The sequence below is a fragment of the Bradyrhizobium algeriense genome, assembly GCF_036924595.1.
Classification (GTDB): domain Bacteria; phylum Pseudomonadota; class Alphaproteobacteria; order Rhizobiales; family Xanthobacteraceae; genus Bradyrhizobium; species Bradyrhizobium algeriense.
Window position 1 is genome coordinate 751,027 of the sequence record NZ_JAZHRV010000001.1, and the last position, 13,958, is coordinate 764,984.

At 61.1% G+C, this 13,958-nt stretch carries 14 protein-coding genes; 13 read left to right on the forward strand and 1 reads right to left on the reverse strand.

The window, feature by feature from the left end:
- Nucleotides 1-52: 52 nt before the first annotated feature.
- The 9 genes from V1286_RS03655 to V1286_RS03695 all read left to right on the forward strand — a co-directional run bounded on the left by V1286_RS03655 (nt 53) and on the right by V1286_RS03695 (nt 9,304).
- Nucleotides 53-799: a type 1 glutamine amidotransferase domain-containing protein gene (locus V1286_RS03655; protein WP_334477642.1), complete on the forward strand. Its 747-nt coding sequence runs from the start codon at nt 53-55 to the stop codon at nt 797-799.
- 56 nt (nt 800-855) lie between these two features.
- A complete protein-coding gene (locus tag V1286_RS03660) occupies nt 856-1,707 on the forward strand; it encodes a sugar phosphate isomerase/epimerase family protein (protein WP_334477643.1) in 852 nt (283 codons plus the stop codon).
- A 597-nt stretch (nt 1,708-2,304) separates the two neighbouring features.
- A complete protein-coding gene (locus V1286_RS03665; protein ID WP_334477644.1) occupies nt 2,305-3,303 on the forward strand; it encodes an AraC family transcriptional regulator in 999 nt (332 codons plus the stop codon).
- 72 nt (nt 3,304-3,375) lie between these two features.
- Nucleotides 3,376-4,353 (forward strand): Bug family tripartite tricarboxylate transporter substrate binding protein, encoded by a 978-nt coding sequence (locus V1286_RS03670; protein WP_334477645.1) that lies wholly within the window; start codon nt 3,376-3,378, stop codon nt 4,351-4,353.
- On the forward strand, nt 4,350-5,714 hold the full coding sequence (locus V1286_RS03675; RefSeq protein WP_334477646.1) for an MmgE/PrpD family protein: 1,365 nt from the start codon (nt 4,350-4,352) through the stop codon (nt 5,712-5,714). The genes V1286_RS03670 and V1286_RS03675 overlap by 4 nt, the downstream gene beginning before the upstream one ends.
- Complete coding sequence (locus tag V1286_RS03680) at nt 5,711-6,427, forward strand: aspartate/glutamate racemase family protein (RefSeq protein ID WP_334477647.1); 717 nt, start codon at nt 5,711-5,713, stop codon at nt 6,425-6,427. Before V1286_RS03675 ends, V1286_RS03680 begins: the two co-directional genes overlap by 4 nt.
- Nucleotides 6,405-7,229, forward strand: coding sequence for a VOC family protein (locus V1286_RS03685; protein WP_334477649.1), 825 nt, complete (start codon nt 6,405-6,407; stop codon nt 7,227-7,229). The genes V1286_RS03680 and V1286_RS03685 overlap by 23 nt, the downstream gene beginning before the upstream one ends.
- A gap of 693 nt (nt 7,230-7,922) precedes the next feature.
- Nucleotides 7,923-8,378 (forward strand): type II 3-dehydroquinate dehydratase, encoded by a 456-nt coding sequence (locus tag V1286_RS03690; protein WP_334477650.1) that lies wholly within the window; start codon nt 7,923-7,925, stop codon nt 8,376-8,378.
- Entirely contained in the window at nt 8,375-9,304 is a 930-nt protein-coding gene (locus V1286_RS03695; protein ID WP_334477651.1) for a 2-hydroxyacid dehydrogenase, read from the forward strand. The genes V1286_RS03690 and V1286_RS03695 overlap by 4 nt, the downstream gene beginning before the upstream one ends.
- On the opposite strand, the gene V1286_RS03700 is transcribed toward V1286_RS03695, so the two are convergent.
- Nucleotides 9,272-10,219, reverse strand: a complete 948-nt coding sequence (locus tag V1286_RS03700; protein ID WP_334477652.1) for a LysR family transcriptional regulator — start codon at nt 10,217-10,219, stop codon at nt 9,272-9,274. The genes V1286_RS03695 and V1286_RS03700 overlap by 33 nt on opposite strands.
- A gap of 91 nt (nt 10,220-10,310) precedes the next feature.
- Here V1286_RS03700 and V1286_RS03705 point away from each other — a divergent pair, with 91 nt between their 5' ends.
- From V1286_RS03705 to V1286_RS03720, 4 genes are all read left to right on the forward strand, one after another.
- Nucleotides 10,311-11,765, forward strand: a complete 1,455-nt coding sequence (locus V1286_RS03705) for a 4-hydroxyphenylacetate 3-hydroxylase family protein (RefSeq protein ID WP_334477653.1) — start codon at nt 10,311-10,313, stop codon at nt 11,763-11,765.
- On the forward strand, nt 11,762-12,265 hold the full coding sequence (locus V1286_RS03710) for a flavin reductase family protein (RefSeq protein WP_334477655.1): 504 nt from the start codon (nt 11,762-11,764) through the stop codon (nt 12,263-12,265). The genes V1286_RS03705 and V1286_RS03710 overlap by 4 nt, the downstream gene beginning before the upstream one ends.
- An 11-nt stretch (nt 12,266-12,276) precedes the next feature.
- On the forward strand, nt 12,277-12,687 hold the full coding sequence (locus V1286_RS03715) for a RidA family protein (protein WP_108517129.1): 411 nt from the start codon (nt 12,277-12,279) through the stop codon (nt 12,685-12,687).
- A gap of 189 nt (nt 12,688-12,876) precedes the next feature.
- A complete protein-coding gene (locus tag V1286_RS03720) occupies nt 12,877-13,902 on the forward strand; it encodes an ABC transporter substrate-binding protein (RefSeq protein WP_334477656.1) in 1,026 nt (341 codons plus the stop codon).
- The last annotated feature ends 56 nt before the right edge of the window (nt 13,903-13,958 follow it).

The following is a 13,958-nucleotide window of genomic DNA, read 5'->3' on the forward strand; positions in this document are numbered from 1 at the left end:
TGATACCTTTAGTCGCGAATGTGCCAATCAACCTCGTTCAGGAGCATGAAAGATGAGCACGTCTCCCCAAGCCACTGCCTTCAACCGCATGCAGCAGCTAATGTCTTCTTCGCCGGTCCCATCTATTTCGACTGAATTGTTGGTCACGGCTGACGGCGACTTGAACCGAGAGCTCAAGAGCTTCCTGCTTGATCCGCCCACAAATCCAGGTCTGCTCAAGGACAAGCGCATCGCCATCTGCTGCACCAATGGCGTGGAGGAAGTGGAGATTCTGGGTGCTCATCGCTGGCTCACCGAACACGGCGCCACTGTTCATGTTGTCTCGCCCCGCATAGGTGAGTTTCATCCCACGCTCGGCCTCCGCTTCCCGCCGCAATGCGCCACCCATGTCCTCGCCATCCGTCTCATGGAAAACGCAGGTTGGCTCAAGATCGACCGCTACACGGACGAAGCCAGGGCGGAGGATTACGACGCCATGCTTCTGCCGGGCGGATGCTGGAACCCTGACGCGCTGCGCATGGACCAGCATGCGCGCGCGTTTGTGAGCGCCATGTATGAAGCGGGCAAACCCACATGCGCCATCTGTCATGGCCAATGGGTTATGGTGAGCGCCAAGATCCTCAAAGGCAAGCGCGCCACGGCTGTGTGGAACATACAGATCGACCTCGAAAACGCTGGCGCTACGGTCCTGGACGAACCCTGCGTGGTCGACGGCAATCTGATTACGGCCCGTTTCCCTTATGACCTGCCGCGCCTGATTAACGCGATGGTGAAGCAGCTGGTGCCTGCAAGGGGCTAAGCTGCGGAACTGGCCCCGGATCGCCAGCTGTAGGAGAGCTCAATGGGAAGGCGCGGATGAAGTACGGATTCAATCTGCTGCTCTGGACAGGGCATGTCACCGACGAACACGCGCCTGTGCTGAAGGCGCTCAAGAGGACGGGTTACGACAGCGTGGAGGTTCCGATCTTCGAAGGCACGATCGATTCCTACGCAAGGCTCGGAGAGCAACTTGCCAAGATGGACCTCGACGTCACAACCGTGAGCGTGCTGGGGGCGGGGCACGATCCACTCTCGGACGACAAGATGGAGCGGCAGGCTGCGGTCGAACGGACCAATTGGGTCATCGACTGCACCAAGGCGCTTGGAGGATCGATCATCGCCGGCCCGATGCACTCCGAACTCGGTCGCTTCACTGGAAGGGGACCCACGGCGGATGAGCGCAAGCGCGGGATCGAATTTCATCGCCGCGCTGGCGATCATGCTGGAAAGCACGGCATGAGCTTTGCCCTTGAGGCGGTGAATCGATTCGAATGCTACTTCCTCAACACGATGGATCAGTTGGCCAGCTATCTGGACGAAGTCGATCATCCCGCAATCAAAGGGATGTACGATACATTCCATGCCAATATCGAGGAGAAGGACCCGGTCGCCGCCATAAATACAATCAAGCGGCACATGATCCATGTCCATATCTCGGAGAATGACCGCGGCACCCCGGGGAAGGGCCATGTGCCGTGGGGTCCCACCTATAAGGCGCTGAGGGCCGCAGAATATGATGGCAGGTTGACGATCGAAGCCTTCGGCCGCGCCGTTCCGGCGCTCGCCGCCGCCACCCGCGTGTGGCGCGACTTCTCCCCCAATGAGGAGGAGGTTTATGAGTTCGGGCTCAAGGGCATGCGGCAAGGCTGGGCCGAGGCCGGGTCCTGAATGTCAAGGTCTACCTCATCGGCACCTGTTACCGCTGACAAAAGCCCGAAACGTCAGCTTCGCTGAATCTCTCGGGCGGACCATTTTCTCAGCAATCCGGACGACGCGTCGGCGTTTCCGAGACTCGAATCCGAGAAGGCGTAACTTGAAGCAAGTCTCAGCAGGCTAACCGCTGCTCGGGAGACCAGGGATAGCCCGCCGCCTGTCAGTGGTGCGCCGGTGACCAATGCATCGAGTCCCGCCGCCGGCGATGGCGCCGAACGCCATCTGCTGCACGGCAACCTCCTGTTCGGCCGCTTCGACCTTCTCGTTTCACAGCTGCAGGCCGCCTGATCCCGCCAATCGGCTGCTGATGGGTGGGATGTGTCACCTCACCGCGGTTTGGCTGTTCTACCGACGGCCCTATGATCTGGTGCAACGAGGCGAAGAGTTGTTCGATCGCATCGAATTATCTTTTCTGGCGGGTGGCGGCTCCCGTGGGGTCGAAGCAAGCAGACGTCCCGCGCGAAGCGGCGGGCTGTCGTCATTCGTTCGGCGCCGATACCATGAGCGGCAAGAAGCTGATAGGTTGCAGGCTCGCTTACGAAGGAGAGCGTGATGCAGCTATCGAAGCAAGCGGTCGGCGAAGCGGCCTTCATCCAGCGATTGTCCGGTCGGCGGACGGCTCATGCGCCGTCCTTGCCGCTCGTGACGGACGAGTTCGTCTACCGTTCGGAAGACCGACAGAACATCTTTCTGCGCACCACTATCGATGACGAAATCTCTGCGGTATATGGAAGGTTCAAACTCGATCGACCGGCGGTCGTCCACCTTCAGCCCGGCTCACGCTTCCTTCTGACATTCTATCTGGCCGGCAACATAGCCGGCGAGGCGATCGGCCGACGTTCGAAGCCGCTGGACCTCAGAACGGGATACGCGCACCTGCGCGCGTCCAACCAACGAGGGGGATTCCTCGTTGGGCTACCGGCAGGTCCAGCCTCGTTCTTTCAGATCAGGCTGACGCCGGACGCCTTGATGCGTGTTGCCCGTGACCTGCAGCTCGACCTCGACAGTGAACGGCCGCCCGCCCTGGGTGCGCATGATGGGAGCGTCATCGTCAATGCGCCGTGGTCGGGGCGGGAGCAGTCGATCCTGGAGGGCTTCGCGCCTTGGGAAGCCAGTGAACGGATGATGCTCCGCGCGCTTGCCGGCCGCGGCGCCGAACTCGCCTGCGCGTTCATGCGCCACACCTTTCACGATATCGTTGCTGACACGCGTCCGGGATCCGCCGAGTTGTTCCAGCGTATTCTCGCGGGGCGATCCGCTTCTGCCGTTCCCGCTCGTCTCAAGGCCGTGGAGGATAAGACCGGACTTGCGCGCTCGACCTTGTGGCGGGCCAGCAAGGCCCGGCATGGAGAGTCGCCGGCACGAATAATGCGCAACCGGCGGCTCGATCGGGCATTCCTGGCCCTGCAATCGACCGATGACACGGTCGCTGCCATTGCCCTCGATGCGGGATGGGCCTGCCCGTCCAAATTTGCCGCCGCGTTCCGCCGGCAGTTCGGGCGGTCGCCCGGTGCGACGCGACGTGCTCTGGCTGTGCAACAAAAGGCCTGAACGTTCGCAACGTTCGGCACCGCGAGCGGCTTCGGCGGACGCTAAGCTTTCCCTCATCGTAAGGAGGGTATGATGAACCGCCGTCAATTCGTCGCTGCGATGATCGGCTCGGTCGCCGCGGGACCGGCGGCGCGGGCCCAGACCTATCCAGCCCGTCCGATCACCTTCATCGTTCCCTATTCAGCCGGCGGGCCGCTGGACGCGACCGCGCGTTTGGTCGGCGAAGGATTGTCCCGACGCGTCGGGCAGGCCGTGGTCGTGGAGAATCGGACCGGCGCGAGCGGCATGCTTGGCGCGAACGCGGTCGCCAAAGCGCAGCCCGACGGCTACACGCTCCTGTTCACGGTCATCGACACGCAAGTCAACAATGTCGCGCTGTTCAAGACCATCGCCTATGATCCCGTGAAGGATTTTGCACCAATAACCCAGGCCTTCCTGGCGCCGATGATTTTGGTGGCAGGCGCGAAGTTCAGTGCGCGCACGCCTCAACAATTTGCCGAACAGGTCAAGACCTCAGGTCAGCCGCTCGCTTACGGGTCGTGGGGCATCGGCGGATCGGCCCATCTCGCCGGCGAAGCATTATGGAACCGGCATTTCAGGCTTGGGATGACGCACGTTCCTTATCGAGGTGAGGCGCCGATCGTCAACGATCTGCTCAGCGGTCAGATTCCGGTATCGTTCGCATCCATCGCCAATACGCGGCAGCATATCGAGACCGGCGCGCTGAGGTCGCTAGCTGTCTCCGGTACCAAGAGATCGTCGGCGCTGCCTGACCTGCCGACCTTGACCGAGCTTGGCTTCACCGATCCGGTGTTCAAGATCGGCGTCTGGCTCGGCGCGTTCGCCCCTGGACAAACGCCGCCGCCAATCGTCGACCGGCTATCGCAGGAGATGCGGGCGGTCGTCCGCAGCCCCGAAGTCTCGGACAGAATGGTACGGCTCGGCTTCGAGCCTGTCGCGTCGACCCCGGAGGAATTTGCCCGCAGTCTGGAAACCGAGATTGCCACGATCAAGGCCGTCTTCCGCGACCTCGGGATCGAACAGCAGTGAACGATCCGCTCGATGCGCTTCTGGATCACGCGTTTTTCGTCGAGGCAACAAAAATCCCGACGGAGACGATGAATTTCCAACTGCGTCGCGTTCTCGACAATCTTGGCTGTCTCGTCGCAGGCTATGATCAAGCTGGCACAAGCATGGCGTTATCGCTCGCGCGGCGCTGGAGCGGTGCGCAGGAGGCCACGGTAATTGGATCGATCGAAAAGCTTGCCGCGCCCCAGGCGGCTTTTGTCAATGCGGTGAGGGCGCGAGCCCTTGATTTCTGCGATGTGCTGTCGCCCGGATGGCATCCGAGTTCGTCGGATGTGCCGGTCGCTCTCGCTGCGGCGGAAATGTCCGGTGCCGGCGGCGAAGCAGTGCTTGCCGCCCTGGCCGTCGGACAGGATGTGGGCCAGAGGATCAATCGGGCCGCGCAGGCAAACGGCTTCTTTTATCGAGGCTTCGACAGCAACGTGCTTGGGCTGTTTTCGGGCGCCATCATCGCGAGCCGGCTCCTTGGGCTGACACGCGCGCAGATGAGCGACGCCATCGGGCTTGCCTTCGATTTCGGTATCGGCACCTTCCAGCACTATCAAGACAAGGTGCTTGCCGTGAGGATCAGCCAAGGACTCGTGGCCCGCCACGCGCTTGAGGCCGTGTTCCTGGCTCGAGCGGGGATCAGCGGACCGAAGCGGACTCTTGCGGGTGAATGCGGCTTCTTTCGGCTCTACGGGCCTGCTGCGCCGGATCTGGCGGTTCTCGGCGAAAACCTCGGAGAGAGGTTCCTTGGTGAGGAGGCCACCTGCGTCAAACTCTACCCGAGTTGCGGAGTGACCCTGGCGCTGACCGAGGCGTTGCTCGCCGCACGAGGGCGCGGCGAGATCCCGTTCGATCAGATCGCCGGCCTGTCGCTGCGCATCTCGCCGGCCATGAACGTAATCTGCGGCGGCCCCTACGCGCCGGCGGAGACACCCGAAGTCGATGCGCAGTTCAACGTCCGCTACGTCGCCGCCAATGCCATATTACGCGGCCGCGCAACGCTGGACGAGTTCACTGCAAGCGCTGCGACTGCGCCAGACATTGTAGCCTTCGCGCAGCGCATCGATGTCGCAGAAGAACCTGCTTTCGGTCATTTCGACCAGTGTGAGGCAATCATCTCCAACAAGGACGGCGCCAGGCGCGTCATCCCGGCACAGTTCGGACGAGGCTGGCCTGAGAACCCGCCAACACAGGACGATCTCATTGCGAAATTTCTCCAGTGTGCGGCCTTTTCAGGAAGGCCTGGCTGGCGTGACGGTGACGCCCTGATTGCGGCGATCAAGACTCTGCGCTCGGCAGCGTCCGTCGAACCGCTTATCGCGGCTTTTGCTGCATGAGAGCCCATCGCACTGAGCTGATCGGCCTCGTCGGCGGCATGACGTGGCATTCGACCGCTCGATATTATCGTATGCTGAATGAGCGGGGCGAGGCCTTGCGGGGCGCACGCTCGACGCCGGAAAGTCTTGTCGTGACACTCGATTTTGCGCCGTTGTTTCAGATGGCCCTGAAGGACGAATGGCAGGCGATCGGAGACCGGCTCGTGGGCGCTGTCGCAACGCTTGCCGCTGGCGGTGCGGGCCTAGTCGCGCTCACAGCCGTGACCGCGCACCGGGTGTTTGCATCCATCGCTGCCAGCACGAGCCTTCCGTGTATTCACGTCCTCGATCCGGCCGGGGTGCTTCTGCAGCGACGCGGAGTGAAACGCATCGGCGTGTTGGCAACGCGTTTCGCTGCCAGCCAGGATTTCATCGACGCGCGTCTTGAGCGGGCCGGCGTGACCGGTGTCTTGCGGCCCGATGCCGCCGGCCAGGCCGCGGTCGATGCGATTATCGAGGATCAGCTCGCGCACGGCCTGATCACGCCCGCCGCACGCCGCAAGATTGACGATATAGCCGACGGTCTGCGGCGTCGCGGTGCCGACGCACTGCTCCTGGCATGCACGGAGCTGCCATTGCTCTACCCTAACGGCAACATGCCGAACGATGTTGTCGATGCCGTCACCCTGCACGTTGATGCGCTTCTGGATCATGATCGAGGACACCGTGACTGAAAACCCCGTCAAAGCCATCGATCATCTGCTCACTTTCGTCCGCGATCTGGATGAGGCCGCCCGCTTTTATGATCGGCTTGGCTTCACGTTGACGCCCGAGAGCCGAATTGATGCCATGGGCATCGTCAACCGGCTAATCCTGTTTCCCGACGCGAGCGAAGGGTCGGCGAACTTCATTGAGTTGATGAGTGTATTCGATACGGACCGGCTGCCTCCGGCTATGGCCGCGCTGCTGTCCGGTGACGAAGGAATCAAGTCGATGGTTCTTTCGCTCGGTGATGTCGAGGGGGCCCGCGCTCATTTCGTCGAGCTCGGCTGTCCGTTCGGCCCGCCCATGCATGTCCGGCGCGAGTGGAAGCTCTCCGCCACCGAGTCCGTCTGGCCGGAATTCGACGTGTTGCTGCCGGTCGACGATGTCGTAACCTTCAACGGTTGCCGATACTACAATGTCGAGCTGTACCGCCTTCCTGCTTGGACTACGCATCGCAACGGCGCTCGTGCGTTCGACCGGGTCGACTGCGCTGCTGCGGATCCGCAAACGGCCGCGTCCCGCTTGGCGAATGTTCTCGGTACGACGGCGACCGGCGGTACCGTTGCGCATCGCGACATGACGATAGATATCCGCCGCGATGGTGCCGCCGCGACCTGGCCGATCCGTATCGCGGGATATCGCGTAACCGGGCTCAACGAAAATTATCTGGCGCAAGCACTGAGTACCCACCGCGACATCGGGCAAGTAAATCAGGTCACGGCTTTCGGGCAAACAATCGAGCTTTCATCCCAAGCGCCACGCGCGTCATGAGCCGCGACTCTCGGTAGCAAAGGGAGACCTCCGCGATAGGACTGACTTTAGCCCTCGACAAACCCACTCGACGGAAAGCACCGGCTGACTCAGCGCTCAGCAGGGTGGTGGCACAACTTTTGCTCGTGACACGGAAACGATAAAGGCAGATAGCGAGGGCTGAACTTGAAGAACGTTCTGATCCACCGTGTGAGCAATTGGTGTGCGAAAGTCTGGCGCGAAATAAGGGACTCCGTAAAGCATGCGCCAATGCACTAGCTAGAGGCGGACCATATGCAGTGCAGCTAGTAGCTCGGAGCAGCTTGCACTTCTGGCTGCAAATGGTTCGGTCCACTTGGGTGTTTGCCGCCGATCTTCTTCGATTGCTTGTCTCGTACCTCTCCTGCGGCGATTGTTGGTTCTGGGTTGGGCGGTACCTTTCAGGCGTTTCGCTCGGGACAAGATCAATCCTTGAACCATATCGAAATCCGTCGAAGCGCATAGTTTCTTTTGATTTCTGCTCCGAGGAAAGGCTCTTTAAACTTTGGTCGCGCGCGGGGGGCGGCGTTATGCAGGGTTGCGTGTACTTCACTTCGGGGAAAATCTGCACATCTGGGATCATTGAGGGCATTCCATCCGTGCGATACTTCGGACGGTGCTGATTGGTTTCGATGCGATGCCTGACTCTCTGCGAACAGATATGAAAGCGCGGCCATGACGTCTCCCACCATCTATTTCCTGAACGGCCCCAATGCCAATCTCTACGGGCTCGACAAGAGCGGCACCTATGGCCGCGAGAGTTTTGTCTCGATCAAGAAGCGCTGTGAGGATCACGCTGCGTCGCTCGGGCTGGTGATTGAATTCCGTCAGTCCAATCATGAAGGTGTTCTGGTTGACTGGATACAGGAGGCGAGGGAGAAGGCGGAGGGGATCGTCATCAATGCTGCCGGGCTCACTTACACTTCCATTGCGATCCTCGACGCGCTACTCGCTTTCGAGGGGCCGATCATTGAGGCGCACATGAGCAATATCTGGAAGCGCGAGCCGTTTCGCCATCACTCTTACGTCTCGCGGGCAGCCACGGGCGTGGTCGCAGGTCTCGGCGCGCTCGGCTACGAACTCGCGTTGACAGCGGTGTCGCGTCTGATCTCTGAACGGGCCGCTCAATGACGTCGGAGGTCATGGCGTTCTATAGCGCCTTCGATGACCACGAGACGTGGCGCGCTGCCCTTGCAGTCGAGGGGATCGATCTTCGCCAGGCGGATGACATCGGCGATCCGGATATCGTGCGGCATGCGCTGGTCTGGAAGCCGCCCCATGGGTTTTTCGCGCGCTACTCAAATCTCGGGCTCGTCGTCAATCTCGGCGCCGGCGTCGATGCGCTGGTCGGACGCGATGATCTGCCGGACGTGCCGATCACCCGCCTGTCCGATCCGAAGATGGCGCGGATGATGGCCGGCTATGTGCTGTTCGCGGTGACGCGTCACGCCCGCGATATTCCGGCCTTCGAGCGCGCGCAGCGTGAACGCCGCTGGCACTATATCCATCCGCGCGATCCCGAGACCATCCGGGTCGGCGTGCTCGGTCTCGGTGAGTTGGGGTTGACCGCGGCGCTGGAATGCGCGCGGCAGGGCTATCGGGTGCGCGGCTGGTCCAACACATTGAAGTCAGTGGATGGCATCGAGACCTCTGCCGGCCTGCCGGCATTAGCGGAGATCCTGGGTGGGAGCGATATTCTCGTCTGCATGCTGCCGCAGACGCCGCAGACCTGTGGCCTGCTCGATGCCGAGCGCCTGGCGCAGATGAAGCGGGGCGCGGCCTTCATCAATGTCTCCCGCGGCAGCATCATCGATGAACCGGCTTTGATCGAAGCGCTCCGCTCGGGTCATATCGCGGAAGCGACGCTGGATGTGTTTGCCTCCGAACCTTTGTCGCCGGAGAGTCCCTTATGGGCGATGGACAATGTTCTGGTGACGCCGCATCTGGCCTCGGTCGCGCTACCGGGATCTGCGGCGCGACAGATCGGCGAGAATGTGCGCCGGCTTCGTGCCGGGCAGCCGCTGCTAAGCTGCGTCGATCCCGGCCGGGGCTATTGAGCCGGGCGCGAACTGACCGCCAACGGCAAAGGCCTCGCGCGCGTAATCGGCAAATGTCTGCACCGCCGGCCGCAGCGCATGGCGCTTCAGGCGGAGCGCCATGACATGCGTTGGCGGCAGCTGTTCGGTGATGGGAACCACGGCGACGCGGCTTCCGTCATAGCCGATGGTGGTGCGCGGAACGGCATTATGGATGGAGTATCCCTGCCTATGCCCGATCAGCCCGCGGATCATTTCGGATGACCGGGTGCGGAACGAGATGCGCGGCTCGATGCCGGATGCCGTGAAAAGGCTGGAGAAGTAATCGCGCGAATGCGGCAAATCCAGCAGGATGAATGGTTCGTCGCGCATTTCGGTCAGGCTGATCGAAGACCGGGTCGCCAAAGGATGATCGGCCGACAGCAAGATATAGGGCGGCAGTTCGCAGAACTTTTCACCGACGATCTCGTCAGGGACGGCAAAGGAATAGGACAGTGCCAGTTCCGTGCGCCCGGAAATCAAGGCGTCGATGATCTCCTGCTGGTCGCCTTCTTCCAGTTTTACTGAGATGCCCGGTTGGCGCTCGCGAAAGCCTGACAGCAGCCCCGGCATGAAGCGCGTGGCAAGCGTCAGGAAGCTGCCAACCACGATCTCGCCGTGCAAGGTGCTGCCGAGCGACTGGGCGCTTTGGGCGAAATCGCGGGCATGGTTGAGCAGCAGTCTCGCGTCATTCACCAGCCGCTGGCCGGCCGGGGACAGCGTCACGCCTTTGGCGAGATGGCGGATGAAGATCTGGATACCAAGTTCTGCCTCTATCTGGCTGAGCGCGGCCGAGATCGAGGGCTGGGAGACATTCAGCCGCTTGGCCGCCTCCGTCACGCTGCCCGCGTCGGCCGTCTCAACCACGTAACGCAACGCCCGGAGCGAGAACCTCATCGCATTTTCCTATGTATCTCCAAACATAAAAATATTTTCCTTATGATAGGCGCTCCGGCACCCTGTCGTCCAGTCGAACAGGAGCCAATGAATGATCCGCACGGGTGAAGAGTACAAACAGGGCATTCGCGATGGCCGCGAGGTTTGGGTCGATGGCGAGCGCGTCAAGGACGTGACCAGTCACCCGGCGCTGAAGCCGATCATCGATATCAGGGCCCGCATTTACGACATGGCGCATGAAGAGCGCTACAGCGGCGATCTAACCTATGTCGAAGGCAATGAGCGGCATTCGACCTTCTATCGGCCGCCGCAGGAACAGAAGGACTGGCACGACAAGATCAAGGCCGTCGATCAGGTGATGAAGGATATCGGTGGCGTCGTCACCCGCGTGGGCGACGAGACCATCGGGGAGATGTGGTCGCTCACCGATGGTCGCGACGTGCTGGCGGAGATCGATCCGCGCTTCGCCGCCAATATCGACCGGCATATCCGCGCCGTGATCGAGAAGGACATCTTCCACGTGTCGGCCAATACCGACCCGAAGGGCGATCGCTCGCTGCCGCCGCAGCAGCAGGATCCCGACCTGATGGTCCACGTCACCCGTGAGACCGATGCCGGCATCATCATCCGTGGCGCAAAATATGAGACCGCGGCGGCTTACGCCGATCAGGCCTATCTGAAGCCAACCGTCGGCGCCTGGGCCAATGAAAAATTGTCCGACTATGCGGTGGGCTGCATCGTCAAGATGGGCGCGCGCGGCGTCAAACATATCTGCCGTGGTGGCTTCGCCAACCGCAGCAGTGCCAGGGATTATCCGCTCGCAAACCGCTTCGACGAAGTCGAGGCGCTCGTCGTGTTCGACGACGTTCTGATCCCTTGGGAAGACGTGTTCTTCTATCGCCATACCCGCGCGGCACAATTCGTGCGCTCGACGCTGCATCGCTATTCGGCATTCCCTTACGTTCTGCGTCTGCTCTACACCGCGGACATGATGATCGGCGCGGCGATGTGGAACGCCAAGCAGACCGGTCTAGATAAGCTGCAGTCGGTGCGTGAGAAGCTCGCCGATCTCGTTTGCTACCGCGAAGGCATCAACGCACATCTCACCGCCTCAATCGCTATGGCGGAGAAGAGCCCGGGCGGCCTTCTGATGCCGCAACAGTCGATGCTTTATGCCGGTCGCGTGTTCGCCTGTTCGCAGCTTCCTGCGATGATGCATATCGCCCGCGAACTCTGCGGCGGCCAGATCTGCATTACGCCGAACGCGGATGCATTTGATGCCGAGGGCAGCGGCAAATGGCTGAACAAGTTCTATTCGCTCAATGACCAGTGGCAGGCCGACGATCGCCGCAAGCTGCTCGCATTTGCGCGCGATTTGTTGAACTCTGATTATGCTGGTCATCGCCTGACCTTCGTGCAGTTCGCACAGGCGCCGCACTTCAATCATCTGGCCGCCGTCTATAACAGCTTCGACTTTGCCGGCCCGCTGGACTTTGTGAAGAAGTCGGCCGGATTGTCGGATCGTATCGACGGGGCGAAGTCGTGAGCACAGCGGCGCTTCCCCTGGTCGAGGTCGATACCTTCCGCGACGCCATGCGGATGACGGCCTCGGGCGTGGCGGTGGTGACCACGGATGGCGAGGCGGGGCGCGCGGGCATCACGGTGTCGTCGCTGTGTTCACTGTCGATGGAGCCGCCATCGGTGGTGTTCAGCGTTCACCGCGACAATCGCGGGCTCGAAAAGCTGCTCGCCAATGGCGTGTTCGTCGCCAACGTCCTGTCCGATGCGCAGGAGCGTGTCGCCAGCAGCTTCGCCGGGCTGATCCCCGAATTGCGTGACAACCGCTTTCTCGCCGGCGACTGGTCGGAACTGCTCACCGGCGCGCCGGCGCTCGACGGCGCGCTGTGCAATTTCGATTGCCGTGTCGCCAGCGTGTTCGATTTCGGCTCGCATCGCATTGTCGCGGGAGAGGTGCTGAATGTTCGCAACCAAGCTGCACTGCCCTTGATCTTCTCGGATCGCACATTCCGTCGTCTCGCCGCCTGAGGATCTGCTCTATGATCACCCACCAGCGTTTCCGCAAGTTCAACACCAAGGATGCCTATCCCGAGCAGTCGCTCGACAACGACGTCTGCATGGTCGTGCGCGCCAACAACACCGTTTATGTGCGCGGCCAGACGGCGATGGATCTCGAGGGCAAAATCGTCGGCATCGGCGATGCCGCCGCGCAGACTGAAAATGCCATGGCTTGCGCCAAGGTGCTCTTAGAAGAGGCAGGTTCATCCCTGCAGGATGTGGTGAAGATCGTCATCTACATCACTGACCGCGCCTATCGCGAGCCCGTCTATCGTGTGGTCGGCAAATGGTTGAAGGGCGTCTATCCGGTTTCGACCGGGATCATCGTTCAAGGGCTCGCCAAGCCTGAATACATGATGGAAATCGACATCATCGCAGAAATTCCGGCGTAATACCGCGCCGGCTTTCGACGTCGAAGGTTAGCTGCGATCATTCTGGAGTCAGACCTTTCGAACGGAAGGTCAATGAAGCTTCATGTGCTGTAAATACTTGAAAAATATCGCTAAATTCGTCCGCTTGGCATGATGTTTGCTTTTCTTTCGGTGTCATAATCCTTGTGAGGTTTCGAGATGAAGCGCGCCTTGAAGTTTACTGCCTTGATGTTGCTGTCGACGCTTGCGATCGGCGGGCAGGCATCTGCCCAGGGGAAGCTGGTCGTCAGCACCTGGGGTGGAAGTTTCCGCGATCTGATCGATGAAGCGATCGCGAAGAAGTTCACCGCCGAGACGGGCGTGAAAGTCGAGTACATCACCGGCGGCACGATTGATCGCCTCAATCAGGCCAAGCTTGCCGCCGCCAAGCCCGAAAGCGACGTCACCTTCACGACGGCCCATGTTGGTTGGCTCTATGCCAACGACAATCTGTTCGAGAAGCTCGACATGGCGAAGATTCCGAACGCCAGCCATCTGGTCGAGCAGGCCAAGATCAGCCAGTATCACATTGGCGCCTGGGCTTATGTCTACACCATCGGCTATCTGCCCGATCGTCTGCCCAAGGGCGTCAGCTTCGACAGCTGGGAAGGCCTGTGGAACCCCGCGCTCAAGGGCATGATCTCGTCGCCCGATTTCGATCCGAGCCATGTCATGGTCGTGGCCGCCAAGCTGTCCGGTGGCGACGCTGCGAATTGGGAAGTCGGCGAAGCCAAGCTGAAGGCGCTGAAGGCGAACTACAAGGCGTTCTACACCAACGACGCCAACAGTCAGCAGCTGTTCGCCACCGGTGAAACGCCGGTTCAGGTCGTGCTGTCAATGAACGCCTATTACATGCAGGCTCAGGGCGTGCCGATCAAGCTCGTCATCCCGAAGGAGGGCGCGGTGCTCGGTGTCGATACGATGGGTATCACCAAGGGCTCGACCAAGGCCGAACTGGCCTACAAGTTCATGAACATGGCCCTCGATCCGGACGTACAGGCGGAGATCGCTGAACTGAAGAAGGGTAGCCCGGTGGTCGACAACGCCAAGCTCAAGCCCGAGATTGCAGCATTGCCTGGCGTCTTCTCCACGCCGCATCAGTGGGCGAAGCAGTCTCTGGTGATCGACGCCAAGCTGCGGGCCGAGAAGACCGGCACCTGGCGCAAGTGGTTCACCGAGAACATCATGGCTCCGTAACATAGTCGGGTCGCGATCCGGTCGATACCGCCGGATCGCGCTCGATTGCGCCAGGT

Coding starts and splice junctions, on each gene's coding strand:
- V1286_RS03670 (WP_334477645.1), top strand. CDS start 3,376: ATGAACCGCCGTCAATTCGTCGCTGCGATGATCGGCTCGGTCGCCGCG.
- V1286_RS03655 (WP_334477642.1), top strand. CDS start 53: ATGAGCACGTCTCCCCAAGCCACTGCCTTCAACCGCATGCAGCAGCTA.
- V1286_RS03705 (WP_334477653.1), top strand. CDS start 10,311: ATGATCCGCACGGGTGAAGAGTACAAACAGGGCATTCGCGATGGCCGC.
- V1286_RS03690 (WP_334477650.1), top strand. CDS start 7,923: ATGACGTCTCCCACCATCTATTTCCTGAACGGCCCCAATGCCAATCTC.
- V1286_RS03680 (WP_334477647.1), top strand. CDS start 5,711: ATGAGAGCCCATCGCACTGAGCTGATCGGCCTCGTCGGCGGCATGACG.
- V1286_RS03685 (WP_334477649.1), top strand. CDS start 6,405: ATGATCGAGGACACCGTGACTGAAAACCCCGTCAAAGCCATCGATCAT.
- V1286_RS03665 (WP_334477644.1), top strand. CDS start 2,305: ATGCAGCTATCGAAGCAAGCGGTCGGCGAAGCGGCCTTCATCCAGCGA.
- V1286_RS03695 (WP_334477651.1), top strand. CDS start 8,375: ATGACGTCGGAGGTCATGGCGTTCTATAGCGCCTTCGATGACCACGAG.
- V1286_RS03715 (WP_108517129.1), top strand. CDS start 12,277: ATGATCACCCACCAGCGTTTCCGCAAGTTCAACACCAAGGATGCCTAT.
- V1286_RS03700 (WP_334477652.1), bottom strand. CDS start 10,219: ATGAGGTTCTCGCTCCGGGCGTTGCGTTACGTGGTTGAGACGGCCGAC.
- V1286_RS03660 (WP_334477643.1), top strand. CDS start 856: ATGAAGTACGGATTCAATCTGCTGCTCTGGACAGGGCATGTCACCGAC.